The following is a 25,979-nucleotide window of genomic DNA, read 5'->3' on the forward strand; positions in this document are numbered from 1 at the left end:
GACCGCCATGCCAAGGATCGCCCGTCTCTCCGACGAGGAGCGCGCGCAAGCGCTCAGCACCGTCCCGGCCTGGCGCCTGTCGGATGATGCCAGCGGCATTTCGCGCAGCCTGCGGTTCGATGATTTCGTCGCCGCCTTCGGGTTCATGAGCAAGGTTGCCCTGCTGGCCGAACGCGCCGATCATCACCCGGAATGGTCAAACGTCTACAATCGCGTGGATATTCGCCTGACCACCCATGATGCCGGGGGCCTGAGCGCGCGCGATATCGCCCTCGCCAAGGCGATCGACGCGCTGCTCTGACGGGAAGGGGGCGGGGGGCGCGGCGCATCAGAAGACCGGGGTGTTATAATGATGCCAGGCCATCAGCGCCATGGCACTGCGATGCGGGCGCCAGGCTTCGGCCAGCGCGCGGGTTTCGCGTTCGGCCGGGCGCGCATCGAGGCCCATGATCTGCCCCACCGCGATCTGCACGGCGAGGTCGCCCGCCGGCCAGATGTCCCTGCGGCCTTCCGCGAACAGCAGATAGATTTCCGCCGACCAGCGGCCGATGCCCTTGATCCGCACGAGCGCGGCGATGGCCTCCTCATCATCCTGCGGCAGGGCGTGCAGGTCCAGCCCGCCGCTCACCACCATTTCCGCGAGGCTGCGGGCATAGCCCTGTTTCTGGCGGGAGAGGCCGCAGGCGCGCAGCGTCTCGAAATCCTGCGCCAGCAGGGCATCCGGCGCGCAGCCGGCGCCGAGTGCGGCCTCCAGCTTGCTCCATACGGAGGCTGCCGCAGCAACGCTCACCTGCTGGCCGACGATGGTGCGCAGCAGCGTTTCGTAACCCGGCTCGCGCTGGCGGGACGGGGGGTAACCGAGCCGCTCGATCAACGCGGCGATCGCGGGCTGATCTGCCGCCAGCGCATCCAGCGAAGTCCGCAATGCGGCATCATCGAGCATGGTTCGTCCCAGGATAAAGAGCGGCGCGCGTCGCCGGGTTGATTTCTGTCCAGCAGCCCCTCATAGCGAGCCAAACCATGGTTTGGAGATAAAAATGCCGCAATTGACGGTTGTGACACGGGACGGCGCGCGCCACGAGATCGAGGCCCAGAATGGCCACACGGTCATGGAAGTGATCCGCGACAACGGAATCGACGAACTGCTGGCCATTTGTGGCGGCTGCTGTTCCTGCGCAACCTGCCATGTCTATGTGGACGAGGCTTATGCGGACAAGCTCCCGCCGCTCAAGGGCGACGAGGACGATCTGCTCGACAGCTCCGAGCATCGCAATGCCTCCAGCCGTCTCTCCTGCCAGATCCCGGTCAGCCCGGAGCTCGAGGGCATGATCGTCACGATCGCGCCGGAAGACTGAGCGCTTTGGCCCGGTGCGCGCCAGGGGGCGCCCGCCGGGTCTAGTTATCCACCCGCGTCCAGACCTGTGATCGGCAGCCGATGCGGCCGATCAGGCAGCCTTGCGCGCTCAGCGTCCGCTCGTTGACCAGGGTGATGGTGCCGGAAAAGGTCTTGCCGATATCCGGTATGAACACCTTGCCCCGCCAGACATTCTCCTTCTCGGGCACGAAGCCGCTGAACAGGCGCGCGCCGATCAGACTGTCCATCCCGCCCTTGCGCGCGTCTGCGCGGGCTTTTTCGCTGGCCTGAATCACCGTCCCGCACATAGCCGTACCGCAGCGATGTGCCCGCACCTGCACGCTGCGTTGCGGATTGGTCCAGATGCCAAGCGATTCGCTTTCCGCCGCGCGGCCTGCGCTAGCGCTTAGAGCGGCGCTAGCGATCAGCAGCCCAAGGCCTGCGCGTCCCCTCATGGCAACGGCGCCACGCGCAGCACGGCCATCGGTGCATCCCTGGTGGCCGGGGTGACCTTCCAGACGATCCGTCTTTGTCCATCCGTCATGGTTTCGGCGCCTTCTTCCTGATTCTGGCTCACGATCTCTGCCGATGTGGTCAGCGTGAATGTCCCGTCCAGAAGCCCGCCGGGGCTCTCCCGGCCGCTCGCCGTGCCCATCGGCAAGGTGGCGGCGTCGCTATCATTGGCAAAGCCGGGAGCCTTCACGCGCACGCGATCCTTGCCGCGCAGTTCTATGGCGAGGAAGGGCAGCACGACTTCGCCGTCCGGGTTGAACGGAAAGACGAAGCCATGGTCGAGCCGGCCGCTGATCCGGTAATCGATGGCCAGCTTGTGGTCGCCGATGTAGCGGGCGGAGCGGTAGCCATATTCCTTGCTCAGCGCCTCGGCGAGACGCCGGAGCTGCGCCTCATCGTCGGCATCGACGTCGTCCGCAGTCCCGCTCTTGCTTTGCGGCTGGCTGGCGATCTTGAACATCTGCGCATCGTCCGTCGCCCCGTCCGTGGCGTCGTCTTCCGCTGCATTGTCTTCATCCAGCAGTCCGTCGGTCATGTCGGACGGACTGCTCTTGAGAAGCTGCACCTCCCCCACATAAGCGAAGGTGAAGCTGCGGTCGGCCTTGATATCGAGCGTCGCCGCGAATCGTGTCGGTACGAGCAGGCAGCTCGAAAGCAGCAGGGGCGCGATCAGCACCAGCAGCCAGCGCGTCATCATCGCCCGGTTCGTCAATCGCTCATCCCCCGCGAGGCACGGCGCCAGGCTAGCGCCTAGCGCGTCATGCAGGCGTATAGCGCGATTGCCGCGGCGTTGGAAACGTTGAGGCTCTCCATGCGCGGGCTGATCGGCAGGCGGGCGACCATGTCGCAATGATTGACGCTGTTCAGGCGGAGCCCTTCACCCTCCGCACCCAGCACAAGCGCGACGCGAGTGGTATTGTCCAGCGCGCCGGCGATCGTATCGCGTGCGTCGCCATCGAGCGCGATGCGCCAATAGCCGGCTTCGGCGATTTCATCGAGCGCGCGAGCGAGGTTCACCACCCGTACCCAGGGCACGATTTCCAGCGCGCCGGCTGCCGCGCGCGCAATCACGCCCGATTCGGGCGGTGCATGGCGGTCCTGCGTCACGATGCCGAGCGCGTTGAAGGCGGCGGCCGAGCGCAGGATTGCGCCGACATTGTGCGGATCGGTCACCTGATCGAGCACCAGGATCGGCCGGCGTGCCTGTTCATCCGGCACACCCTGTTCCAGCAGATCGCCGAGCCAGATATCCTCCAGCGCTTCCACCTCGGCCACAAGGCCTTGATGTGGCGCGTCGCCTGGCACCATGCGGCCCAGATCCGCCACGTCCGAATAGACGATCGGCAGCACCGGCGGCAGATCGAGCGCGGCCAATGCCTCGCGCGTGCCCCAGATCTTGCGAATCACCCGCTCCGGATTGGCGAGCGCGGCCGTGATGGCGTGGCGCCCATAGAGCCTCGGATACCCGCCTTTCGGCTTTCCTGTTCTGTGTCCCCGTTTCATGCGTGCGCTTTTCCACACCATGGCATTGACAGGCAAGGCCCCATTCGCCATTGAGCCGCCTCCAATCCGTTTGACGGCCCCGCCGTCCGGGTCAGGCGCCTCTGGAAGGGTGGCCGAGTGGTTAAAGGCAGCAGACTGTAAATCTGCCCGCGTGAGCGTACGCTGGTTCGAATCCAGCCCCTTCCACCATCTCCCATGATGATCATTTGAAACCACGTCCTTCGGGACGGGAGCCCGCATCGGCAATCGATCGATTGCATTGTCCGTGGGCCCGCTTATCCGGCGCAGACCATCCGAGCGCAATAAATCCTCAGCGGGTGGCGGGTGGCAGTCCGTTATTTGCGAATCCCGGCAGCTTGCCGATCTGGTCGGCGGGCAGATCGAGCCCGGATTCGATGCGTTGGAGCAGCATCGAGAAGAAGTCATAGCCTTCCCGCACCTTGTCCTCGGAGACGTCCTCAAGCAAATGCGCGCGCAGGCTAGCGGCGATTTCGAGCATATGGGCCAGAGTCTGATAGCCCTCTGCGGTCAGGCGCATAAGCTTGTTGCGCCGGTCGCTGGGGTCGGGCAGGCGTTCCACCAGCCCTTCGGCTTCCAGCAGGTCCAGCGTGCGGGTGAGGGTAGGGCCTTCGATTCCGACGCGCTTGGCGATCTGGATCTGGGTCGTGCCGGGCGGTGCATAGGCGATGGAGGACATCGCCTCCATGCGCGATGCGCTCTGGCCGATATCCCGCAGCTTCTCATCGACCAGCGCGCGCCAGCGGCGGGCCAGCATCACAATGGTGATGGTCAGCGCCATGTCCGGGGAAGGATAGCCCGATTTCGGTGGCAGGACCTTCCCGAAGATTTCAGCTTCGCTGCCTGCCGTCTTGGGAGCGCTTTTCATGCGATGCCGTTCCTTCGTAACCTTGCCAGAAGGGCGCGATCGCCCAAAAAAGTCGCAAAAATCTCTGCGGTCCGCAAAATTAGTTTGCGCGTGAGCAATGTGCAACCGCCCGCGCGAACTGCCTTGTCTGCAACCGTTCAGGGGTGCGCCGGGAGGCAAGTAGGCGTGGCGGACGCCCAGTGCGCCCGCCACGCCCTCGTCAAAAGCGCAACCGGGCGCCGAGGAAGAAGCGCCGGCCAAGCACATCGTAGGTACTCGGGTCCGTGACACCGGATTGCGAAGAGCCTCCCTGCGCGAGCGTGCCCGCCCGCACGCCGAGGCGCGGGGGCTGCTTGTCGAACAGATTGTCCACGCCGAACCGCAACTCGACGGTGGATGTCGCCGCGACCCGCCCGGAGAGGTCGAAGATGTCATAGGCGGGGATTGGGAGTTCGGTCGCGGTCGTGCTGGTCGCGAAGGTGAAGTAGCGAACCTTGGGCAGATGACGCCATGTCAGGCTGATCGCCCCCGGGCCGAAATTATAGGCGACGTTGGTCGACAGCTTCCATTTGAACTGCGCACTATACTGGTTGCTGCCGATGGTATCGCGATAGTCGGCCGTCGGCCCGCCCGGCAAGCTCTGAACGTCGAACTTGTCGAGATAGTTGAACGCGATATTGGTGGTGAACGATCCCTCATCCCCGAACAGCCCAGGCGCCGGGACGGTCCAGTTGAGATTGGCATCGATGCCTGCGGTGTGGATTTTACCCAGATTCTCGAAGAAGGCGCGTGTCGCCGACCAGAAGCCACTTTGCGGCTCACGGATGATCCGGGTGCAGAACTCGTTGCCGGGATCGTAAGTGGGATTGCTTGTGCCATCGAAGTTGAAGCACTGGCGGTAGACATAATCGGTCGACAGGGTCGAGACGGCACCTGCGATCTTGATATTATAATAGTCGACCGAGAGGGTCAGGCGGCTGAGCCACGGGGAATCCCGCCATGGTGAGCGGATGACCATGCCGGCCGTGAAGGTGCGGGCTTCCTCGGACTTGAGATTTGGGTTGCCCAATGTGACATCCCGCCCCAGAGGGAACAGCTGCGGCTGATTGCCCACGAAATCCGGACCGATCGGAAAGCCGCCTGAGATCGCGGAGCAGAGTGCCAGAACCTGCGCGCGATCCGGATTGTCGGCGCGATTGCCATAGCCGGGATAGGCGGAATTGTTGGCATGGGTCGCGCACGGATCGCCGCCGGGCCAATTGACCACGGTGTAGATGCCCGGCTGGAAGATTTCGGCGATGTTCGGTGCGCGGTTGGCGACCTGGTAGCCGCCGCGGAACTTCAGCCAGTCATTCACATCCCAGTCGCCAATGACTTTCCATGTGCCGACCGAGCCTGCCGTGTTGTAGCTCGAGTGACGATAGCCCGCATTGAGGTTCAGTGCCTGAACGAAGGGCAGATCGGACAGAAGCGGGATCAGGACCTCGCCGTAGAAATCCTTGACGAAGATCTTGCCTTCCGTTCGCGAGACGCCGGGCAGGCTGATGACGCCGCTGTTGATCGTCTGCGCGTTGAGTGGGCCGCTGGGCTCATAGAAGAAGTTGTTTTCGCGATAGGACGCGCCGGCCGCAAAGCGCACTTCACCGGCTGGCAGGTCGAACAGTCCACCCTGGAAATTCACTTCCGCCTGGGTCTGCCCGACGACCGTCTCAGCCTTGATGTTTGCTTGGATCAGATCTTGGCAGTCCTGCGAGACCGGGGCGGTGGTGAACGGATTGAGACCGCTCGTGCAGCTTGCAGACATGCCGAGACTGGGGTGCAGGAAGGTTGTTCCGGCGCCGTAATTGGGGAGGCCGATGAGCGTCTGGTAGGCATCCAGATCGATGAAGTTCTCATAGCGCGTAACTTGCGAACTCCTGCCGTGACCGCCGAAGACATCGAACGTCCAGTCGCGAATGCCGACATTGCCGCGGAAGCCGCCAATCACCTCATAATTGTAGGTGTTCGTTTCGGTGCGCGAGGGGCCCATGAACGTCATCGATTGATTGAGCGACCATGGCGCATTCGGGCGAGCGCGGCTGCGTAGGATGTCGCAGAGGTCCTGCGGCACAGGGTGGCCCACCGCCGCGCCGCATGTCGCGGCGTCGAAAGTGATACCGGCATTCAGTTGACTGAAGGCCGTGGCATAGGTGGATTGGGTCTGGACATTGTTCTGGTCGAACTTGGCCTGAACATAGGCCGTAATGTCATCCGCGATGTCGTAATGCGCGCTGCCAAAGAAGGAGATTCGCCGCAGCGGTAACTGGAGATAACCTTCCTTGCTGACGAAGGAGGCATTGCCGTTCTCCAGGATTTTCACATTGGGATCGGTGCCGTTGTAATTGGGTGCGGGCGCACCAGTCACGCGGCCGACGACGCCCGAGAAGATCGTGGCATCGAGCGGATTTGCCGCCTTGTTGAAGAAGAAGCTGGTCGACAGGCCCGGCCCGGCAATCGCGACTTCCCCTGGCGCGAAGCCGTAGCGCGCAAACACCTGATTGACGGCCGCCTGGGACGGGTTGCCGGCTGGTGCACCGAAGTCGAAGCCGGCCACCACGCCCGGTACGCCGGTCGTATTCGTGCGCGGCGTAACGCCGAAGCTGCTGCCGAAGAAGACCGCTCCGCCGCTGCTGGCGGGATCGGTATAACCAGCCTGATAGAAGGGGCGATCCGCCTGATAGATGATGTCGCGGTCCTGATAGGTCACGCCCAGCATGGCGTTGCCGCGTCCATCGGCGAAATTGCCACCAACAAGGGCGGATATCTCGAACTGCCGTCCATCGCCACGTTCGCTGATTCCCATGCTGGTATCGATCGTGACGCCGGAATAGTCGCGCTTGAGCTTGAAATTGACGACGCCGGCAACGGCATCCGCGCCATAGGTTGCGCCCGCGCCGCCGGTGATGACCTCCACGCTGTCGAGCGCTGCCTTGGGAATGGTGTTGATATCGACCACCAGTGTCGCATTGGCCGGCTGGGTGCGCCGTCCATCCAGGAGGACCAGCGTTCGATTGGCGCCGATGCCGCGCAGGTCGAGCGTCGCGATACCGGGGCTGTTGGTCGGTGTGGCCTGCACGTCAGATCCGGCCAGGCCGGTCAGGCCGGCGCCGCCGCGACCGGTCGCGCCGACGCCGCCGGTGAACTGCGGCATTTCCTTCAGGCCCTGGTCGATGCTGAGATCCGAGGAAGACTGCAAGGTGTCGCTTGTCACGGTGGTCAGCGGCGTCGCTGAGGTATAATCGCGGCGCACGATCCGCGATCCGGTGATGACGATCGCCTGCGTCTCCTGCGCGTCCGCCTCGGTGGACTGGGCCTTTGCCGGGCTTGGCGCGTTGAAGGCAAAGGCGAGCGCCGTACAACTCACCAGGGCACGCGCCGTCCATCTGTCAGTTCGTGGGTTCATCAGTCTTCCTCCCCTGCGTCGCGCGAGCCATTCGCGCAGCGTGGTCGTCTCTCGAGGAAGAGTGAACGGCGTGGACACGCGTCATCGTGCGCAGGAACATCGAATGAGCGAACGCCATCTGCCTGCGCGGACCTGTACCGCGCAGCCATATCCTCCCCGTCTGCGTCGCCGACTCGAAAGGTCAGCTTCAAATGAATGCTATTCAAATAAATGCAGACGGCAACTACTAAGATTCAATCGAAATTTGCGCCTCAACCTGTCCGGCCGTTCCGCGAAAAGCATTGAAAGCAAGGCTGGCGCATGCGTGCGTCTGTGTTATCGATGGGTGATTCCGCGACGCGGCATGAATCGAAAAGGGGCAGGGCTAATGGCGAGCAGAGACAGCAGGTCGGACAAGGCGCTTCAGCTGCGGATTGTCGACGCGCTGGTCCACCGGATTGGCAAGGATAGTCAAGCCGCACTGCCGCACGACTGGCTCGCCGCGACGATCTATACCCTGCGCGACGAGATCATCGAGCGGTGGATGGAATCGTCCAAGGCGGCTCATGCTGCAGGTGCGAAGAGAGTCTACTATCTCAGCCTCGAGTTCCTGATCGGTCGGCTGCTGCGCGACGCGCTGAGCAATCTCGGCGTGGTCGAGGAGGTGCGTGCTGCGCTGGCCGAACATGGGGTGGATCTGGACGAGATCGTGGAGATCGAACCGGATGCTGCGCTCGGCAATGGCGGTCTCGGCCGTCTCGCCGCCTGCTTCATGGAGAGCCTCGCCACGCTGGACATCCCCGCTTATGGCTATGGCATCCGCTATGTGAACGGCATGTTCCGCCAGCGCATCGATGATGGCTGGCAGGTCGAGCTACCGGAAAACTGGCTGGCCCATGGCAATCCTTGGGAGTTCGAGCGGCGGGAGAGCGCCTATCGCGTCGGCTTCGGCGGCGAGGTCGTCGGTGATGTCGACGGTCGCGTCGAATGGCATCCGGCCGAGAAGGTCATCGCCATGGCGGTCGACACGCCCGTGGTCGGCTGGCGCGGACGTCGCGTCAACACGCTGCGGCTTTGGAACGCCTTCCCCGTCGATCCTCTGCGGCTCGATGCCTTCAATGCCGGCGATCATGCCGGCGCGCTAGCCGAACAGGTGCGCGCCGAGAGCCTTGTGCGCGTGCTCTATCCCGCGGATTCGACGCAGGCGGGGCAGGAGTTGCGGCTGCGGCAGGAGTATTTCTTCTCGTCGGCCTCCATTCAGGACATCGTGCGGCGGCACATGCAATATCATGGCGATATCCGCACCTTGCCGGAAAAGGTCGCCATCCAGCTCAACGATACCCATCCTGCGGTGTCCGTCGCGGAACTGATGCGCCTGCTGATGGACGATCACGGGCTGGAACTGGCTGAGGCATGGACCATCACGCGCGCCACCTTCGGCTATACCAACCACACCCTGCTGCCCGAGGCGCTGGAGAGCTGGCCGCTGCCGCTGTTCGAGCGGATGCTGCCCCGGCATATGCAGATCGTCTATGCCATCAATGCGCTGGTGCTGCGTGAGGCGCGGGCCAGTAAGCAGCTCGACAATGCTGCCATCTCCGCCATTTCCGTGATCGACGAAAATGGCGAGCGCCGCGTGCGCATGGCCAATCTCGCCTTTGCCGGCGCGCATAGCGTCAATGGCGTCGCGGCGCTGCATACCGAACTGATGAAGCAGACCGTCTTCGCCGATCTGCATCGGCTCTACCCGGACCGGATCAATAACAAGACCAATGGCGTGACCCCGCGGCGCTGGCTGCTGGAGTGCAATCCCGGCCTCACAGCGCTCATTCGCGAGACGATCGGCGACGGGTTCATGGACGATGCCGAGAAGCTCCACGAGCTGAACCGGTTCGCTGATGACGCGACGCTCGGCGAGCGGCTGGGCGCCATCAAGCGCGCCAACAAGGAGGCGCTTACGCAGCATCTGCGCGAGCATATGGGCATCCGCCTCGACCCCTCCGCGCTGTTCGACGTGCAGATCAAGCGCATCCACGAATATAAGCGCCAGCTCCTCAATCTCATCGAGACGGTGGCGCTGTACGACCAGATCCGCAGCCACCCGGAGATCGACTGGGTGCCGCGCGTCAAGATTTTCGGCGGCAAGGCGGCGCCCAGCTACCATAATGCCAAGCTCATCATCAAACTGGCCAATGACATTGCCCGGCGGATCAACAGCGATCCCTCGGTGGGTGGGCTGCTCAAGGTCGTTTTCGTGCCGAACTACAATGTGAGCCTGGCCGAGAAGATCATCCCAGCGGCCGACCTCTCCGAGCAGATTTCCACCGCCGGCATGGAGGCATCGGGCACCGGCAACATGAAGTTCGCGCTCAATGGCGCGCTGACCATCGGCACGCTCGATGGCGCCAATATCGAGATCAAGGACCGGGTCGGCGACGACAATATCGTCATTTTCGGTCTGACGGCGGATGAAGTCGCGCACCAGCGGGCCAATGGCTATAATCCGCGCCAGATCATCGAGGAGTCGCGCGAGTTGCAGCAGGCGGTGTCAGCGATTGCCTCGGGCGTGTTTTCGCCGGACGACCCCAACCGCTATGTCGAGCTGATCGGGGGCCTGTATGACCATGACTGGTTCATGGTCGCCGCCGATTTCGAGAGCTACAGTCAGGCCCAGCGCGCCGTCGATGCGCGCTGGTCAAACCCCGCCGGTTGGCAAAGCGCAGCGCTGCGGAACATTGCGAACGTTGGTTGGTTCTCCTCAGACCGCACCATCGCGGAATATGCCAAAGACATCTGGGGAGTTATGTGAAGCCGCCCAAAGCGGCCCTTGAAGCCTTGCTGGCTGGCACGCATGCCGACCCCTTTTCGCTGCTCGGGCCGCACGAAGGGCCGACGGGCATATTCGTGCGCGCGGTCATTCCGGGTGCCGAGCAGGTGGACGCCTATGATCTGGCGGGCACGCGGCTGGGCACGCTGGATCGCGTTGATGCGCGCGGTCTGTTCGAAGGCGCCGTGTCGGGACCGCGTCAGCCCTTGCGCTATCGTGCGAAGGGGCAGGGGGCCGAGTGGACAATCACGGACCCGTACAGCTTCGGGCCGGTCCTGGGGCCGCTCGATGATCTGCTGATCGGGGAAGGCACGCACTTCCGATTGTTCGACAAGCTCGGCGCGCATCTCATTGAACATGAAGGCGCCAGTGGCGTTCACTTTGCAGTCTGGGCGCCCAACGCACAGCGCGTGGCGCTGGTCGGCGACTTCAACGATTGGAACGGCCAATGCCATGTGATGCGCCGTCGCAGTGACAATGGCGTGTGGGAAATCTTCATGCCCGGCCTGGGGGCGTGGGAGGCGTATAAATATTTGATCGTCGGGCCGGACGGCACGGTCCAACCGCTCAAGGCCGATCCGTTTGCCTTCGCCTCCGAACTTCGGCCGAAAACCGCGTCGATGACCTTCTCTCCTGCCAAGCCGGACTGGGGGGATGCCGCCCACCGCGCGCATTGGGCCTCGGTCGATCCGCGCCGCGTACCGGTGAGCATTTATGAGGTTCACCCCGGGTCTTGGCGGCGGGATGAGGACGGCTGGTTCTTGTCATGGGACCGGATGGCCGAGGAGCTGATCCCCTATGTCGCGGACATGGGCTTCACGCACATCGAGTTCCTGCCGGTCTCCGAACATCCCTATGATCCAAGTTGGGGCTACCAGACCACCGGCCTTTATGCGCCGTCGGCCCGCTTCGGTGATCCGGCCGGCTTTGCCCGCTTTGTCGATGGCGCCCACCGCGCCGGCCTTGGCGTGCTGCTCGACTGGGTGCCCGCGCACTTCCCCACCGATGCGCACGGGCTGGCCCGCTTCGATGGCACGGCGCTCTATGAGCATGAAGATCCGCGCCAGGGTTTCCACCCGGACTGGAATACGGCGATCTACAATTTCGGGCGGCGCGAGGTGGCGAGCTTCCTCGTCAACAATGCGCTGTTCTGGGCCGAGCGCTATCATGTCGACGGATTAAGGGTCGATGCCGTCGCCTCGATGCTCCACCGCGACTATAGCCGCGAGCCGGGTGCATGGGTGCCCAACGCGGAGGGCGGGCGCGAGAACTGGGAGGCCGCAGCCTTCCTCCAGACCATGAACAAGGCGATCTACGGCGCCCATCCCGGCATCATGACCATTGCCGAGGAATCCACCACATGGCCGGGCGTCACGCATCCCGTGCATGACAATGGGCTGGGTTTCGGGTTCAAGTGGAACATGGGCTTCATGAACGATACGCTCAGTTACATGGCGCGCGACCCGATCCACCGGCGCTACCATCATGAAGAAATCACCTTCGGGCTGACCTACGCCTATACCGAGAATTTCGTGCTGCCGCTCAGCCACGACGAGGTGGTCCACGGCAAGGGCTCGCTGCTCAACAAGATGGCCGGCGATGATTGGCAGAAATTCGCCAATCTGCGCGCTTATTATGCCTTCATGTGGGGCTACCCCGGCAAGAAGCTGCTGTTCATGGGGCAGGAGTTCGCGCAGCGCCGGGAGTGGAGCGAAGCGCGCGCGCTCGACTGGGAGCTACTGGACGCGCCTGCCCATTCCGGCATCCGGACGCTCATTCGTGATCTCAATGGTTTGTACCGGTCTCTTCCCGCCCTGTATCAGCGCGATTGCGAAGGCGAGGGCTTTGAATGGCTGATCGTGGACGATCGCGAGAATTCGGTGTTCGCCTGGGTCCGCAAGGCACCCGGCGCGGCGCCTGTCGCGGTGATCGCGAACATGACGCCGGTGGTGCATTATGATTATCGCGTGCCGCTGCCGCATGATGGCATCTGGCAGGAGGTGATGAACACCGATGCCGCGATCTATGGGGGCAGCGGTGTCGGGAATTTGGGTGCGGTGAAGGCCGAGAAAGGCGTGGCGAGGATGACCTTGCCGCCGCTCGCCACAATCATGCTGCACGGAGAGGATTGAGGCGTCCGCCGTCATAATGGCGCGCCAGAGGAAGGAGTGGGAACAGGTGACACAAAGAGAAGGCCGCAAACAACCTCTGGCACGCGACGCGATGGCTTATGTCTTGGCCGGCGGGCGCGGCAGCCGCCTGATGGAACTGACCGACAATCGCGCGAAGCCTGCGGTCTATTTCGGCGGCATGTCCCGCATCATCGATTTCGCGCTCTCCAATGCGATCAACAGCGGCATCCGGCGCATCGGCGTGGCGACGCAGTACAAAGCCCACTCGCTCATCCGCCACATGCAGCGCGCCTGGAACTTCCTGCGTCCCGAGCGCAACGAAAGCTTCGACATCCTGCCCGCCTCGCAGCGCATCGACGAGTTTCACTGGTATGAGGGCACGGCCGACGCGGTGTTCCAGAACATCGACATCATCGCCAGCCACGCGCCCAAATATATCGTCATCCTGGCGGGCGATCACATCTACAAGATGGATTATGAGCTCATGCTGCAGCAGCATGTGCAGGAAAATGCCGATGTGACCGTCGGATGCCTGGAAGTGCCGCGGATGCAGGCGACGGCCTTCGGCGTCATGCATGTCGATGACAAGGGCCAGATCACCAGCTTTCTCGAAAAGCCGGCTGACCCGCCAGCTATGCCCGGCAAGCCCGATGTCGCGCTCGCCTCGATGGGCATCTATGTCTTCACGACCGAATTTCTCTTCGAGCAACTCCGCCGCGATGCCGACGATCCGGAGAGCAAGCGCGATTTCGGCGGGGACATCATCCCCTATATCGTCAAGCACGGCAAAGCCGTCGCCCATCTGTTTTCATCCAGCGCGATCCGCGCTGCCGAGCAGATCGAGGAATATTGGCGGGATGTCGGTACGCTCGATGCGTATTGGGAAGCCAATATCGACCTGACCGACGTGGTGCCCAAGCTCAACATGTACGATCGCGACTGGCCGATCTGGACCGACCAGATCATCGCCGCGCCCGCCAAGTTCGTGCATGATGAGGAAGGCCGCCGGGGCATGGCGGTGAGTTCGCTCATCTCGCAGGATTGTATCGTCTCGGGCGCCGAGGCCCATCGCAGTCTGCTGTTCACCGGCGTGAAGATGGGCAGCTTCGCCAGCGTCAAGGAGGCGGTGATCCTGCCTTATTGCAACATCGGTCGCGGTGCGCGGCTCAAGCGGTGCATCATCGATAGCGGCGTCCGCATTCCGGAAGGTCTGGTCGTCGGCGAAGATCCGGGCCTGGACGGGCAGCGGTTTCGCCGCACGGAAAGCGGCATCTGTCTGATCACCAAGGCGATGATCGACCGGCTGGACTAGCGTCTAGGGCCGCGCGCAGCACTTGCGCGTGTCGAACCGGATTTTTCATCCTTTGCCTTAAGGCACGTCGCCGTCCATCGGGTTGTTACGAACATGACAGAGCTTTCCGTCCTCTCCGCCGCGTCCGAATGCTGGCCGCTCATCAAGACCGGCGGCCTTGCCGATGTGGCCGGGGCCCTGCCGGCGGCGGTGGCGCCCCATGGCGTGGCGATGACGCGCTTTCTGCCCGGCTACCCCTCGGTCCTGAAGGCCCTGCCGCGCAAGCGCACCGTCTTCCGCTATGACTCGCTGCTCGGCACGCCGGCGCGCATTCTCGCTGCCAAGCATGAGGGGCGCCCGCTGCTGGTGCTCGATGCGCCCGGCTTTTTCGAGCGCGACGGCGGACCTTATGCCGATGCCATGGGGCGGGACTGGCTGGACAACGGCCTGCGTTTCGCCGCCTTCGCCAAGGCCGCAGCCGATCTCGCCGCCGGGCGCGCAGGGTTCAAGCCGTTCGATGTGCTCCACGCGCATGATTGGCAGGCCGGGCTCGCGCCGGCCTATCTGGTCTATTCCGGAGATCAGGCAACAAGACCCGCCAGCGTGATGACCATCCACAACATGGCATTCCAGGGCTGGTTCGACGCAGCTTTCTTTGCCCGGCTGGACCTGCCGCCTGTCGCATGGTCGATCGAGGGCGTGGAATATCATGGAGGCGTGGGGATGCTGAAGGCGGGGCTGGTCCTCGCCGATGCGATCACCACCGTGAGTCCCGGCTATGCCGAGGAAATCCGGCGGCCCGAATTCGGCATGGGGCTGGAGGGACTGGTCGTCGGCCGGCAGGACCGCATGCATGGCATCGTCAACGGCATCGATGCCGCCGAGTGGAATCCGGCCAAGGATGCAGCGCTGGCCGCGCCATTCACGGCGGACGACCTCTCCGCTCGCGTGGCCAACAAGCGGGCGGTCGAGGCCGCCTTCGGCTTGGAGAGCGGCGATGGGCCGCTGTTCGTCGTCATCACGCGGCTCACCTGGCAGAAGGGCATGGACGTGCTGCTCGAGGTGATTGATCATCTTGTCGGCCTGGGCGGCAGGCTCGCGGTGCTGGGCAGCGGCGACGCGGCGATCGAGGCCGGACTCCATGCCGCCGCCGGCCGCCACCCCGGTCGCGTCGGCATTCGCATTGGCTATGACGAGCCGCTCGCTCATCTGATGCAGGGCGGGGGCGATGCCATTCTCATTCCCTCCCGGTTCGAGCCCTGCGGTCTCACGCAGCTTTACGGCTTGGCTTATGGCTGCGTGCCGGTCGTCGCGCGGACGGGCGGGCTTGGCGATACGGTGATCGACGCCAATGAGGCCGCGATGAACGCGGGCGCGGCCACCGGCGTGCTGTTCTCGCCGGTCGATTATCAGGGCCTCGCAACCGCGATCAGCCGCACGATCCGCCTTTATGGGGCGGGAGCGCGCTGGCAACAGATCCAGCAGGCGGGGATGAAAACGGACAATAGCTGGGGACGGAGCGGCGCTGCTTATGCTGCGCTCTACCGGCAACTCAAGGAGCAGAGATGACGATCATGCGCGTCCCCACTACGCCGTTCGAAGGCCAGAAGCCCGGCACATCCGGCCTGCGCAAGAAGGTGCGGGTGTTCCAGCAGGCCAATTATGCCGAGAATTTCGTCCAGTCGGTCTTCGATGCGATTGATGGCAAGGATGGCGCGCTGCTCGTCGTTGGTGGGGACGGGCGCTATCATAACCGCACGGTCATCCAGCAGACGATCCGCATGGCCGCCGCCAATGGCTTTGCGAAGGTGATGGTGGGGCAGGGCGGCATCCTCTCGACGCCCGCCGCCAGCCACCTCATCCGCAAATACGGCGCGCTGGGCGGGCTCATCCTCTCCGCCAGTCATAATCCCGGCGGGCCGGACGAGGATTTCGGGATCAAGTATAACGTCTCCAACGGCGGGCCGGCGCCGGAGAAAGTGACCGAGGCAATCTACGCGCGTACGCAGACCATCACCCAGTGGCAGATGGTGGAAGCCGGCGACATCGATCTCGATGCGCTGGGCACCGTCACGGTCGGCGGCATGGCGGTCGAGGTGGTCGATCCTGTGGCCGATTATGCTGATCTCATGGAGGAGCTGTTCGACTTCGCCGCCATCCGCGCCATGGCCGCTGGCGGCTTCACGCTCGCCTTCGATGCGATGAGCGCGGTCACTGGCCCTTATGCGACCGAGATTTTCGAGCGACGCCTGGGCTTTGCGCCCGGCACCGTCCGCAATGGGACGCCGCTCGAGGACTTTGGCCATCATCACCCGGACCCCAATCTCGTCCACGCCAAGGTGCTGTACGATCTGATGATGAGCGCGGACGCCCCCGATTTCGGCGCGGCGTCTGACGGCGATGGCGACCGTAACCTGATCATCGGCAAGGGGCGCTTCGTCACGCCGTCGGATTCGCTGGCGATGCTGGCGGCTAACGCCCATCTCGCCAAGGGCTATCGCGGCGGCCTCAAGGGCATTGCCCGCTCCATGCCGACCAGCGCGGCGGCGGATCGCGTGGCGGAAGCGCTCGGCATCCCGAGCTTCGAGACGCCGACCGGCTGGAAATTCTTCGGCAATCTGCTGGATGCCGGCATGGCGACGATCTGCGGCGAGGAAAGCGCCGGCACGGGCAGCGACCATGTTCGCGAGAAGGACGGGGTGTGGGCCGTGCTGCTCTGGCTCAACATCCTTGCCGAGCGCAAGATCAGCGTCGATGCTCTGGCCCACGATCATTGGGCGCGCTTTGGCCGCAATTATTATGCGCGGCACGATTATGAGGGCATCGAGACGGAGAAGGCCAATGCGCTCATCGAAGCGCTTACGGCGGCGCTCCCCGCGCTGCCCGGTGCGCGCTTCGGCGCGCTCACCGTCGCAGCGGCGGACAGCTTCTCTTACGCCGACCCGGTCGATGGCTCTGTCAGTGCCAATCAGGGCCTGCGCGTGCTGTTCGAGGGCGGTTCGCGCGTGGTGTTCCGTCTCTCCGGCACAGGCACGGAAGGCGCGACGCTGCGCGTCTATCTGGAGCGTTACGAACCCGTGGGCGGCGCGCTGGATGAAGAGACGCCTGCGATGCTGGCGGAGCTGATCGCAGCGGCGGAAGCGATCGCCGGTATCGCGCGCCACACGGGCCGCACAGCCCCGGATGTCGTGACATGAGGCGGCGCGCCTTTGCTTTGCAGGCGTCCAGGGCCTGAATGTACGGCGTTCACCTCACCCGCGAGGGCGCGACATTCTCCGTCTGGGCGCCCGACGCCACCGCTGTAACCCTGTGCCTGTTCGGCGATGACGAGTGCGAGCATCGCCATGCCATGGCCCAACAGGGCGATGTCTGGCAGGCGCAGATTGCCGGGGTTGCTGCCGGCCAGCGTTATGGCTTTCGCGCCGACGGCCCATGGGCGCCGGAGCAGGGGCTGTGCTTCGATCCCGCCAAGCTGTTGGTCGATCCCTGGGCGAGCGCGATCGATCGGCCTTTTGTCTTTGATCCCCAGCTTGCCGAGCGCGGCGTAGAGACGGCGCCACTCGTACCGCGCAGCATCGTCACTGCGCCGCTGGCCGATCTCCCGCCGGCGCCGCCGCACATCCGCCAGGGCGCCCTGATCTACGAGTTGAACGTACGCGGTTTCACCATGCTGCATCCGGACGTACCGCCGGCGCTGCGGGGCACGGTGGCGGCGCTCGCACACCCGGCGGTCATCGCACATCTCCAGAAGCTGCATGTCGGGGCGGTCGAACTGATGCCGATCGTCGCCTGGATCGATGAGAGGCATCTGGTCGCACGTGGGTTGGCCAATGCCTGGGGTTACAACCCGATCGCGCCCATGGCCCTCGATCCCCGACTGTGCCCCGGTGGCATGGCGGAACTGCGCGAAACGGTGGCGTGCCTGCACGAGGCCGGCATCGGCGTCATTCTCGACCTTGTGTTCAACCACACCGGCGAGAGCGACCGGATCGGGCCGACCCTGTCGATGCGCGGGCTGGGCGAGCGGAGCTATTATGCGCTGGAGGCCGATGGCGACCTCGTCAATGTCGCCGGCACCGGTAACACGCTTGATTTTACCCAGCCTGCCGTGCGGGCGCTCACGCTGGAGACGCTCCGACGCTTCGTGCGTGAGGCGGGCGTGGATGGCTTCCGCTTCGATCTCGCGCCGATTCTGGCGCGCGGCCCGGCGTTCGATCCGCAGGCGCCAATCTTCGATGAGATCGCGCGCGATCCCTGGCTGGCGGATCGGGTCCTGATCGCAGAGCCATGGGATATTGGCGCGGACGGTTATCAACTCGGCCGCTTTCCTGAGAGTTGGCTGGAATGGAACGACCGCTATCGCGACGATGTGCGCCGCTTCTGGCGCGGCGATGGCGGGATCGGCGCCTTCGTCACGCGTCTCGCCGGATCGGCGGACATCTTCGGCAAGCCGAGCCGGAGCGTCAATTTTTTGGCGTCTCATGACGGCTTCACGCTCGCCGATACCGTGGCCTATGTCCATCGTCACAATCTCGCCAATGGTGAGCATAATCGCGACGGACATGGCGAGAATTTCAGCTGGAACCACGGTGTCGAGGGACCGAGCGACGACCCGGACGTGATCGCGGCGCGCGGGGACGATCTGCGGGCCTTGCTCGCGACGCTCTTTGCCTCGTCCGGGACGATCATGCTGACGGCCGGCGATGAATTTGGCCGCACCCAGCAGGGCAACAACAACGCTTATGCGCAGGATAATCCGCTCTCCTGGGTTGCCTGGCATGATCGCGATACCTCACTGGAGGCCTTTGCCTGTGCGCTCTCCGCCGCGCGCGCGGCGGATCTCGATGCGTTCGCGACATTTCCTGAGCCCGGCCGCTGGTTCCGGGCGGATGGGGCGGATATGAGCGTTTCCGGCTGGGAATCGGCCGAGACCGGCTTTGTCCGCTACGAGGCGGACTTGCCGAACGGTCGCCGCTTCACGCTCCTCGTCGACCGCGCGCAGCGCCGACTCATTGTTGACATTGTCCGGCATTGAGTGAAAACCGGGCGGGGAATGGGGAATCATTCCGCGCAAAGCGAAGGGCCAGCGGCCTGGCGCAGCAGCACGGAACACCCTGAGGGGCATAACAGGTCAGTCTCCCGTCGGATGACCGGAGCGAGGAGTGGATTGCATGAAGGATTTAAAGGGCCAACTGGCTTTCATCACCGGTGGCGCTTCGGGTGCCGGCTTCGGTCAGGCAACCGTGTTCGGACGGGCGGGCGCTGAGATTGTCATTGCGGATGTGCGCGCGGAAGCCATCGACGCCGCCCTTGAGAAGCTGCGGGCAGAGGGCGTCCGCGCCCACGGCATCAAGCTCGATATCATGGACCGCGACGCCTATGCGAAGGCTGCGGACGAGGTCGAATCCGTTTTCGGCCGCGCGCCGACGATCCTGTCGAACACCGCTGGCGTCAACAGCTTCGGGCCGATCGAGAAGACGACCTATGATGACTTTGACTGGATTGTCGGCGTCAACCTGGGCGGCGTCATCAATGGCATGGTCACCTTCGTCCCGCGCATGATCGCGGCGGGTGTGCCGGGGCATATCGTGACAGTGTCCTCGCTCGGCGGGTTCATGGGCAGCGCGCTGGCCGGCCCATATTCGGCGGCGAAGGCGGCCAGCATCAACCTGATGGAAGGCTACCGGCAGGGTCTGGCGCAGTATGATATTGGCGTCTCGGTCTGCACGCCGGCCAATATCCGCTCCAACATCGCCGAGGCGAGCCGCCTCCGTCCTGAGAAGTTCGGGTCGAGCGGCTATGTCGAGAATGACGATTCCATCGCCTCCCTGCACTCGATCCACCAGCACGGGCTTGATCCCGAGAAGCTGGGTGAGGCGATCATGAAGGGCATTCAGGAAAACGCGCTCTACATCATCCCCTATCCGGAAGTGCGCGAAGGGCTGGAGAAGCATTTCCAGGCGATCATCGAGTCCGTCGCGCCGATCGAGAGCGACCCGGAGGGCGCGCGTCTGCGCACCGAGGCGTTGATCAACTGGGGTCGCGACCGCACGCGCGTCTTCGCCGACGGCAAGAAGGGCGAATAATCGCATTGCGCGATCGAATTGCGCTGGGGCGCCATGCGGAGCCATGGTCGCGCTAAGAACTATCGGAGAGAGACATGACCCTCAAATTGTACAGCTTTGGCCCCGGCGCCAATTCGCTCAAGCCGCTCGCGACGCTCTATGAGAAGGGCCTCGAATTCGAGCCGGTCTTCGTGGACCCGGCCAAGTTCGAGCAGCATTCGGACTGGTTCAAGAAGATCAATCCGCGCGGCCAGGTGCCGGCGCTCTGGCATGATGGCCAGGTCGTCACCGAATCCACCGTGATCTGCGAATATCTCGAAGACGTGTTTCCGGATGCCGGCACGTCATTGCGCCCCGCCGATCCGTTCAAGCGCGCGGAAATGCGCGTGTGGACCAAGTGGGTGGACGAGTATTTCTGCTGGTGCGTTTCCACCATCGGCTGGGCATTCGGCATCAAGGCGATCGCTCAGAAGATGACTGACGAAGAGTTCGAGGACCACGTCACCAACAAGGTGACCATTCCCGAGCAGCAGGTGAAGTGGCGCCGCGCCCGGAACGGCTTCCCGCAGGAGATGCTGGACGAGGAGTTCCGCAAGGTCGGCGTGTCGGTCCAGCGGCTGGAGGAGACGCTCTCCAAGCAGGACTATCTGGTCGACAGCGGCTTTAGCCTCGCAGACATCTGCAACTTCGCCATTGCCAATGGCCTCCAGCGTCCCGGTGGCTTCTTCGGCGACTATGTGAACGAGCAGAAGACGCCCGGCCTGTGCGCCTGGCTAGCGCGCATCAACGAGCGTCCGGCGATCAAGGCGATGTTCGAGAAGGCCAAGAGCGAGGATCTGCTCAAGGCCAAGCCGCAGCCCGCCGCCTGAACCGGGCGGCGGTCATACATCAAGGATAAGAAGGCGGACTGGGCAATGACGCAGGATCTCACCATCTACCACATTCCCGGTTGCCCCTTCTCGGAGCGCATCGAGATCATGATGGCGCTCAAGGGCGTGGCGCTGAAGGATGTCGAGATCGACATCTCCAAGCCGCGCCCGGACTGGCTGCTGGCCAAGAGCGGCGGCACCACGGCGCTGCCGCTGCTCGATGTAGAGAATGGCGAGAGCCTCAAGGAGAGCATGGTCATCTTGCGCTATCTTGAGCAGCGATACCCGCAGCCTGCCGTCGCGCATCCCGATCCGTTCCACCACGCCGTCGAGGGAATGCTGGCGGAGCTGTCCGGCCCGTTCTCGGGCGCGGGTTACCGCATGATCCTCAACCGCGATGCCGACAAGCGTGAGGAAATGCGCGCGGCTGTGGACGCGGAGTTTGGCAAGGTGGATGCGTTCCTGCGCCGCTACGCCACGGGCGTCGACTTTCTGTTCGAGGATCGCTTCGGCTGGGCGGAGGTCGCCTTCACGCCGATGTTCAAACGGCTGTGGTTCCTCGAATATTACGAAGATTATGAGGTGCCCGCCCAGTTCGACCGGGTGTTGCGCTGGCGCGCGGCCTGCGTCGCGCATCCGGCCGCCCAGCACCGCAGTCATGAAGAGCTGATCAAGCTCTATTATGATTATAGCCAGGGCGGCGGCAACGGTCGCATACCCGAAGGGCGCGCCATTTCCAGCTTCTCCCCGGATTTCGACTGGCGCAACCGCCCCATGCCTCCCCGAGACAAATGGGGCCGCCCCGCGACCGATAAAGAACTGGGCCTTGCCGCTTAACCCGCAAATTGCTTAGCATGCTATGATCTGATTGCCACATCCTTCATGCTTTCTTGGCAAGATGCATCTTCGGGCCATGACATGAGGAATTGTTAACCATAATGAGGGACTTGGCCTGTGGGAGCGAGCAGGCCGGTCGGCTTCCCGAGAGCCGGTGTGGGTATCGCCTTGGGGGATCTGGTTTGTCACGCCGCAAGTGGCTGATCTTTGGATATGCGTGTCTGGCCGGTGCAGCCTTGCCAGCGCCGGCACAGGGGCAGCCTGCAGACCAATCGCGCGGCTCCGTTTACGAGGCCGCTTTTTTTAGCCCCTCCGCACCCAGCAATGCGCTGGAGATGATCTCCCTGGTGCCCGGCTTCACGCTGGACGAGGGCGATGCCGAGATTCGCGGTTTTCGGCAGGCGGCAGGCAATGTCGTGATCAATGGCCGACGGCCCAATGCCAAGAGCGAGACGCTCGGCACGCTGCTCTCGCGCATTCCCGCTGCCCGCGTCGTCCGCATCGAACTTGCCTCGGGCGATCGGTTCGGGACGGACTATGCCGGCCGCGCGCTGGTAGCCAATGTTGTGCTGTCGCAGGAGGGCGGGCTTGCGGCGACTGTCGAGACGACCTTGCGCCGGGAATATCGCGGCGCGATCCTTCCGGAAGGAAGCATCTCCGCGCTGTGGAATCGGGGCGCATCGACCTTCAACGTCGCACTCGCCGTAAAAAATGCTGCGACATCGGAGGAGGGGTTCGACCAGCTGGTCACGCTGCCCGGCGGCACCGAGCAGGAATATCGCGAGAAGTTCAGCCGCTTCCGCAATCCCCAGCCCTCCGGCTCTGTGCGGTGGACGCTGAACGAGGGGGAGCATCGCACGGTCAATCTCAGCGCCAGTCTCAACCTCAATTATGATGACCTGACGCAAAGCAGCTTTGTGCAATCTGCTGACGGATCCGAGCGCAACGACGCCCTTGTGCAGCGTTGGTTTACCCGCACCATGGAAGTGAGCGGCGACATCACCCGGCCTCTCGGTTCTGGTGGCATCAAGCTGCTCGGTCTGGCCTCCCGGCGATATCGCAGCCTGCGCGATCAGGCGACCGAGGCCAGTCTGGCAGGAGACGATCTGGGCGGCCTCTTTCAGAACCAGCATGACTGGCGGGACGAGACGCTGGCGCGCGTGAGCTGGAGCGGCACGGCATTCTCCGGCTGGACGGTCGAGACAGGCGTGGAGGGCGTCCGCACCCGGCTGGATGGCCAAGTGGATCTGTTTTCCGTCGATCCCGATGGAGCGGTCACGGTTTATGATCTGCCTGTCAGCAACGCGGTGGTGACCGAGGATCGCGGCGAGGCCTTCGCCAATGCGGGCCGGCCGCTGTCATCCCGGCTGCGGATCGATTTGGGCCTTGCCTATGAACGCTCGCGCCTCAGCGTAAGGGGCGATGTCAGCGCCCGTCGGACCCTCGACTTCGTCAAGCCCAAGGTCGCGCTGGATTGGCGTGACGGCGCCTGGCACAGCCAGATCAGCGCCGAACGGACCGTGGCGCAGCTCGATTTCGAGGATTTCGTCAGCGCCGCGGAGCTTTCGGCGGACCGGGTGAACGGTGGCAATCCCGATCTCCTCCCGCAACGGGCCTGGGAGTTCAAGCTGAGCGTTGATCGCGCCTTGCCGGGTGACGGGCGCATCACGCTCGATCTGGGCTATGATTTCATCGCAAAGGTTCAGGACCGCGTGCCGACGCCGGAGGGGTTCGATGCGCCGGGCAATCTGGGGGACGGCACCCAGTTCAGCGCGGCGGCCAATATCGATCTGCCGCTCTCCCGGCTGGGCGTCAAAGGCGGGCGGCTCACCCTTTATGGCTCCTACATCGATACGTCCGTGCGGGATCCGTACACGCTGCGCTATCGCCCCTTTTCCGGCTATGCGCCCTTCTACTACGAGGCGCGCTTCCGGCAGGATCTGGGCCGCTTCGCCTGGGGCACGAGCATGACCGGCAATAGCGGGTCGGACAGCTATCGGATCGACGAGGTGGACTTCAACCGAGGAATCGCGCCCAATGTCGCCGCCTTTGTCGAATATCGCCCGAATTCCCGTTGGACGGTGACGCTCGGCAGCGAAAACCTGCTGGATGGCGGCAAGCGGCGCGTGCGCGACTTCTACGATCCGGACCGGCGCTCGCTGATGCCCTATGAGCGCGAACTGCGTCATCGCGAGAGCCACCTGGTCGCATATCTGACCATCAAGCGCAGCATCCGGTAGCCGCTCCCCTCAAGGGGCACGCAACGGCCGATCCATCCTGTGTTCAGGCGCATCATGCCATGGATCTTTCAGGTCGGCGCGGCATTGTAACGGTTCACGGACGCGCTGACGCTGTAACTGTCCGTGCCAGTCAGGCATTGCCGAGCCGGATGATGTCATGCAGATAGGCTTTCAGCTTGTCGCAACGGGCCTTCGCGCCCTTGTCGGTGCCGGCTTTGAGCCGGGCTTATGGTAGTTTGACCAGTGCGGATCGCGCGCCATGCGGTGCGGGGTCTGCCCGGTGCAGGAGAATGAGTGCTGATGACACTGAGTGTGTTGCTTGCCGCGGCGGCGGCCGCAGGATCGCCGCAATATATCCCGTCCAGCCCCACGCTGGGGATGGCCGAAGGGCGCTGCCGCGCGAATGAAAGCGGCCCGGCCTATATGATCAACATCAACGGGTTGAAGGACCGTCAGGGTCTGGTTCGCGTCGAGCTCTATCCCAATAGCGACGAGGATTTCCTCGCCGACGATAATGTCCTGCTCATGGCGGGCAAACCCTTTCGTCGCGCCGAGATGAAGGTGCCGGCCAGCGGCCCGGTCGTGCTCTGCATCCGCGCGCCGAGCGCGGGCACCTACACGCTGAGCCTGCTGCATGACCGCGATTCCAACCGCAAGCTCGGCCTGTCGGTGGATGGCGTCGCTTTTCCGGGTGATCCCAAACTGTGCTGGGGCCAGCCCAAGGGCCGCGATGCACGGGCGACCGTGGGCAATGGCCCGACCACGATCAACGTCACTATGCAGTATCGCCGCAGTCTGGTCTGCTTTGGCCCGCTCAAGAAGTAGCGGAAAGGGGAGGGCTGGCCTAGCCGCCCTCGCGTGTCAGGCTGCCAGCGTGCCTGTGCGTCGCACGACGGGATTGTCGACGAGCTGCTGATAATAAGCGAATAGATCGGCGAAATGCTCGTCGATGGTGCGCACATGTTGCGCATAATGGAGGGCTTTGGCGCGCACCTCTTCCTTGGGCGTGGCAATGAAGTCCAGGATCGCCTTGGCTGCGGCTGTGGGATCGGCTGATTTGTACAGCCACCCTTCGCACAAGCGGGCGTGATCCGCAGCGCCGCCACGATCCGGCATGATGAGTGGCAGGCCGGCCGCACGCGCCTCACCGCCGACGGTGCAGAACACCTCCGCCTCGCAGCCATGGATCAGAGCATCGCAGCTGGCGAAAAGACGCGCGACTGCCTGCCTGTCCGAGATTGGTGAGAGCAGATGGACGTGCGGGATTTGCGCGGCGGCGCGGGCCACACGCGCGCGATCGCGCCCATCGCCGGCAATCACGAGGCCGACCGGCGCCTTGTTCCCCGCCATGGTCACGGCCTGGATCACCATAGGCCAGCGCTTCTCCGGGCCGTGCCGCCCAGCCCCCAGCAGCAGCGTTGCTTCGGGCGGCAGGTCGCAGCGCGCAAGGAGGCGCGCGCGCAACTCTTCATCTCGAAAGTCCGGAGAGAAAATGCCTGGCTGGACGCCCATGGGATTGGTCACGACCCGTTTCATCCCACCCGCCAGCAGGCGATTGGTCTGGTCTTCGCCAGTCGTGATCGAGCCGTCGAACAGCTGGTCCATCCGCTTGAGGTGACGCCAGAACATGCCGAAAGCGCGGTCAATGGCCGGACGAGGCAGGAAAGGATCGAACCAGCGATAGGCATAAGCCGACATGGGATCGGCATGCATCACCAGCGCCCGCGGTGCTTTGCCTGGCCACTCGCCAACAAAGCGGGCGCTGCGCCAGGGCGAGGAGCATTCGACGACGTCGGGCTCGAGTTGGCTTAACGTATCGTGCAACGTGTCGACGTCGCGGAAATAATGGTAACGCCGGTCCAGTGGAAATTGAGGGTTCTCCAGGTAGATGATCCGCGCATTGGGGCCATAATCCTCAACGCGGAAACCCGGCCCTGGGGCGATCACCACCACTTCATGCCCCGCCGCAGGTCCGGCGAGAAGCTTGCGATCGATGTAGGTTTTTACGCCGCCGCCATAGGGCGTGTAAAAGGCGGCGACATCCACAATGCGCATGCTGTCA

20 protein-coding genes and 1 tRNA gene are annotated in these 25,979 nt (G+C 63.9%); 14 read left to right on the top strand and 7 right to left on the bottom strand.

The genetic code is table 11. The annotated features are described in order from the left end of the window. Positions 1-7 precede the first annotated feature (7 nt). Positions 8-301 (top strand): 4a-hydroxytetrahydrobiopterin dehydratase, encoded by a 294-nt coding sequence (locus tag M2335_RS06610; protein WP_264570852.1) that lies wholly within the window; start codon positions 8-10, stop codon positions 299-301. A gap of 27 nt (positions 302-328) precedes the next feature. On the opposite strand, the gene M2335_RS06615 is transcribed toward M2335_RS06610, so the two are convergent. Then, entirely contained in the window at positions 329-943 is a 615-nt protein-coding gene (locus M2335_RS06615) for a DNA-3-methyladenine glycosylase family protein (protein WP_181560178.1), read from the bottom strand. A gap of 94 nt (positions 944-1,037) precedes the next feature. On the opposite strand from M2335_RS06615, the gene M2335_RS06620 reads away from it, so the two are divergent. Further along, positions 1,038-1,355, top strand: coding sequence for a 2Fe-2S iron-sulfur cluster-binding protein (locus tag M2335_RS06620; protein WP_264594174.1), 318 nt, complete (start codon positions 1,038-1,040; stop codon positions 1,353-1,355). Between the two features lie 40 nt (positions 1,356-1,395). Here M2335_RS06620 and M2335_RS06625 read toward each other — a convergent pair whose 3' ends face one another. Genes M2335_RS06625 through M2335_RS06635 form a run of 3 tightly spaced genes read right to left on the bottom strand, consistent with a single transcriptional unit; the run spans position 1,396 to position 3,370 of the window. After that, complete coding sequence (locus M2335_RS06625; RefSeq protein WP_264594175.1) at positions 1,396-1,809, bottom strand: DUF2147 domain-containing protein; 414 nt, start codon at positions 1,807-1,809, stop codon at positions 1,396-1,398. Further along, a complete protein-coding gene (locus M2335_RS06630) occupies positions 1,806-2,579 on the bottom strand; it encodes a hypothetical protein (protein ID WP_319801190.1) in 774 nt (257 codons plus the stop codon). Before M2335_RS06630 ends, M2335_RS06625 begins: the two co-directional genes overlap by 4 nt. Positions 2,580-2,617: 38 nt before the next feature. Then, positions 2,618-3,370, bottom strand: coding sequence for a TrmH family RNA methyltransferase (locus M2335_RS06635; protein WP_181560175.1), 753 nt, complete (start codon positions 3,368-3,370; stop codon positions 2,618-2,620). A 103-nt stretch (positions 3,371-3,473) separates the two neighbouring features. On the opposite strand from M2335_RS06635, the gene M2335_RS06640 reads away from it, so the two are divergent. Continuing rightward, positions 3,474-3,559 (top strand) — tRNA-Tyr (locus tag M2335_RS06640). 121 nt (positions 3,560-3,680) lie between these two features. Here M2335_RS06640 and M2335_RS06645 read toward each other — a convergent pair. Then, positions 3,681-4,256: a MarR family winged helix-turn-helix transcriptional regulator gene (locus M2335_RS06645; protein ID WP_264594176.1), complete on the bottom strand. Its 576-nt coding sequence runs from the start codon at positions 4,254-4,256 to the stop codon at positions 3,681-3,683. A gap of 199 nt (positions 4,257-4,455) precedes the next feature. Further along, a complete protein-coding gene (locus M2335_RS06650) occupies positions 4,456-7,677 on the bottom strand; it encodes a TonB-dependent receptor domain-containing protein (protein ID WP_264594177.1) in 3,222 nt (1,073 codons plus the stop codon). A gap of 367 nt (positions 7,678-8,044) precedes the next feature. On the opposite strand from M2335_RS06650, the gene M2335_RS06655 reads away from it, so the two are divergent. The 11 genes from M2335_RS06655 to M2335_RS06705 all read left to right on the top strand — a co-directional run bounded on the left by M2335_RS06655 (position 8,045) and on the right by M2335_RS06705 (position 24,742). After that, the gene (locus M2335_RS06655; RefSeq protein WP_264594178.1) at positions 8,045-10,465 is read left to right on the top strand and encodes a glycogen/starch/alpha-glucan phosphorylase; all 2,421 of its coding nucleotides are present in this window, start codon (positions 8,045-8,047) and stop codon (positions 10,463-10,465) included. Further along, positions 10,462-12,615, top strand: coding sequence for a 1,4-alpha-glucan branching protein GlgB (glgB, locus tag M2335_RS06660; protein ID WP_264594179.1), 2,154 nt, complete (start codon positions 10,462-10,464; stop codon positions 12,613-12,615). The genes M2335_RS06655 and glgB overlap by 4 nt, the downstream gene beginning before the upstream one ends. A 46-nt stretch (positions 12,616-12,661) precedes the next feature. Continuing rightward, on the top strand, positions 12,662-13,927 hold the full coding sequence (gene glgC / locus M2335_RS06665; RefSeq protein WP_264570843.1) for a glucose-1-phosphate adenylyltransferase: 1,266 nt from the start codon (positions 12,662-12,664) through the stop codon (positions 13,925-13,927). 93 nt (positions 13,928-14,020) lie between these two features. After that, complete coding sequence (glgA, locus tag M2335_RS06670) at positions 14,021-15,475, top strand: glycogen synthase GlgA (protein WP_264594180.1); 1,455 nt, start codon at positions 14,021-14,023, stop codon at positions 15,473-15,475. Further along, the gene (locus tag M2335_RS06675) at positions 15,472-17,103 is read left to right on the top strand and encodes an alpha-D-glucose phosphate-specific phosphoglucomutase (RefSeq protein WP_264594181.1); all 1,632 of its coding nucleotides are present in this window, start codon (positions 15,472-15,474) and stop codon (positions 17,101-17,103) included. The genes glgA and M2335_RS06675 overlap by 4 nt, the downstream gene beginning before the upstream one ends. Before the next feature lie 38 nt (positions 17,104-17,141). Continuing rightward, a complete protein-coding gene (gene glgX, locus M2335_RS06680) occupies positions 17,142-18,941 on the top strand; it encodes a glycogen debranching protein GlgX (protein WP_264594182.1) in 1,800 nt (599 codons plus the stop codon). 136 nt (positions 18,942-19,077) lie between these two features. Next, positions 19,078-19,992: an SDR family NAD(P)-dependent oxidoreductase gene (locus M2335_RS06685; protein ID WP_264575394.1), complete on the top strand. Its 915-nt coding sequence runs from the start codon at positions 19,078-19,080 to the stop codon at positions 19,990-19,992. Positions 19,993-20,066: 74 nt separating this feature from the next. Further along, on the top strand, positions 20,067-20,840 hold the full coding sequence (locus M2335_RS06690; RefSeq protein ID WP_264573239.1) for a glutathione S-transferase family protein: 774 nt from the start codon (positions 20,067-20,069) through the stop codon (positions 20,838-20,840). A gap of 45 nt (positions 20,841-20,885) precedes the next feature. After that, a complete protein-coding gene (locus tag M2335_RS06695; protein WP_264593194.1) occupies positions 20,886-21,677 on the top strand; it encodes a glutathione S-transferase family protein in 792 nt (263 codons plus the stop codon). A 335-nt stretch (positions 21,678-22,012) separates the two neighbouring features. Beyond that, positions 22,013-23,917: a TonB-dependent receptor gene (locus M2335_RS06700; protein ID WP_264594183.1), complete on the top strand. Its 1,905-nt coding sequence runs from the start codon at positions 22,013-22,015 to the stop codon at positions 23,915-23,917. Between the two features lie 300 nt (positions 23,918-24,217). Further along, complete coding sequence (locus M2335_RS06705; protein ID WP_181560162.1) at positions 24,218-24,742, top strand: DUF2141 domain-containing protein; 525 nt, start codon at positions 24,218-24,220, stop codon at positions 24,740-24,742. Positions 24,743-24,778: 36 nt separating this feature from the next. On the opposite strand, the gene M2335_RS06710 is transcribed toward M2335_RS06705, so the two are convergent. Next, complete coding sequence (locus tag M2335_RS06710; protein WP_181560161.1) at positions 24,779-25,972, bottom strand: glycosyltransferase; 1,194 nt, start codon at positions 25,970-25,972, stop codon at positions 24,779-24,781. Positions 25,973-25,979: the final 7 nt, after the last annotated feature.

The sequence above is a fragment of the Sphingobium sp. B12D2B genome (assembly GCF_025961775.1).
Taxonomy (GTDB): Bacteria; Pseudomonadota; Alphaproteobacteria; order Sphingomonadales; family Sphingomonadaceae; genus Sphingobium.

What these genes read in the sequence shown, in the direction of transcription:
- glgA (WP_264594180.1), top strand. Translation starts at nt 14,021, where the DNA reads ATGACAGAGCTTTCCGTCCTCTCCGCCGCGTCCGAATGCTGGCCGCTC.
- M2335_RS06625 (WP_264594175.1), bottom strand. Translation starts at nt 1,809, where the DNA reads ATGAGGGGACGCGCAGGCCTTGGGCTGCTGATCGCTAGCGCCGCTCTA.
- M2335_RS06650 (WP_264594177.1), bottom strand. Translation starts at nt 7,677, where the DNA reads ATGAACCCACGAACTGACAGATGGACGGCGCGTGCCCTGGTGAGTTGT.
- glgX (WP_264594182.1), top strand. Translation starts at nt 17,142, where the DNA reads ATGTACGGCGTTCACCTCACCCGCGAGGGCGCGACATTCTCCGTCTGG.
- M2335_RS06695 (WP_264593194.1), top strand. Translation starts at nt 20,886, where the DNA reads ATGACGCAGGATCTCACCATCTACCACATTCCCGGTTGCCCCTTCTCG.
- M2335_RS06690 (WP_264573239.1), top strand. Translation starts at nt 20,067, where the DNA reads ATGACCCTCAAATTGTACAGCTTTGGCCCCGGCGCCAATTCGCTCAAG.
- M2335_RS06615 (WP_181560178.1), bottom strand. Translation starts at nt 943, where the DNA reads ATGCTCGATGATGCCGCATTGCGGACTTCGCTGGATGCGCTGGCGGCA.
- M2335_RS06655 (WP_264594178.1), top strand. Translation starts at nt 8,045, where the DNA reads ATGGCGAGCAGAGACAGCAGGTCGGACAAGGCGCTTCAGCTGCGGATT.
- M2335_RS06635 (WP_181560175.1), bottom strand. Translation starts at nt 3,370, where the DNA reads ATGAAACGGGGACACAGAACAGGAAAGCCGAAAGGCGGGTATCCGAGG.
- M2335_RS06700 (WP_264594183.1), top strand. Translation starts at nt 22,013, where the DNA reads ATGATCTCCCTGGTGCCCGGCTTCACGCTGGACGAGGGCGATGCCGAG.
- M2335_RS06620 (WP_264594174.1), top strand. Translation starts at nt 1,038, where the DNA reads ATGCCGCAATTGACGGTTGTGACACGGGACGGCGCGCGCCACGAGATC.
- M2335_RS06610 (WP_264570852.1), top strand. Translation starts at nt 8, where the DNA reads ATGCCAAGGATCGCCCGTCTCTCCGACGAGGAGCGCGCGCAAGCGCTC.
- M2335_RS06675 (WP_264594181.1), top strand. Translation starts at nt 15,472, where the DNA reads ATGACGATCATGCGCGTCCCCACTACGCCGTTCGAAGGCCAGAAGCCC.
- M2335_RS06710 (WP_181560161.1), bottom strand. Translation starts at nt 25,972, where the DNA reads ATGCGCATTGTGGATGTCGCCGCCTTTTACACGCCCTATGGCGGCGGC.
- M2335_RS06645 (WP_264594176.1), bottom strand. Translation starts at nt 4,256, where the DNA reads ATGAAAAGCGCTCCCAAGACGGCAGGCAGCGAAGCTGAAATCTTCGGG.
- M2335_RS06685 (WP_264575394.1), top strand. Translation starts at nt 19,078, where the DNA reads ATGAAGGATTTAAAGGGCCAACTGGCTTTCATCACCGGTGGCGCTTCG.
- M2335_RS06705 (WP_181560162.1), top strand. Translation starts at nt 24,218, where the DNA reads ATGACACTGAGTGTGTTGCTTGCCGCGGCGGCGGCCGCAGGATCGCCG.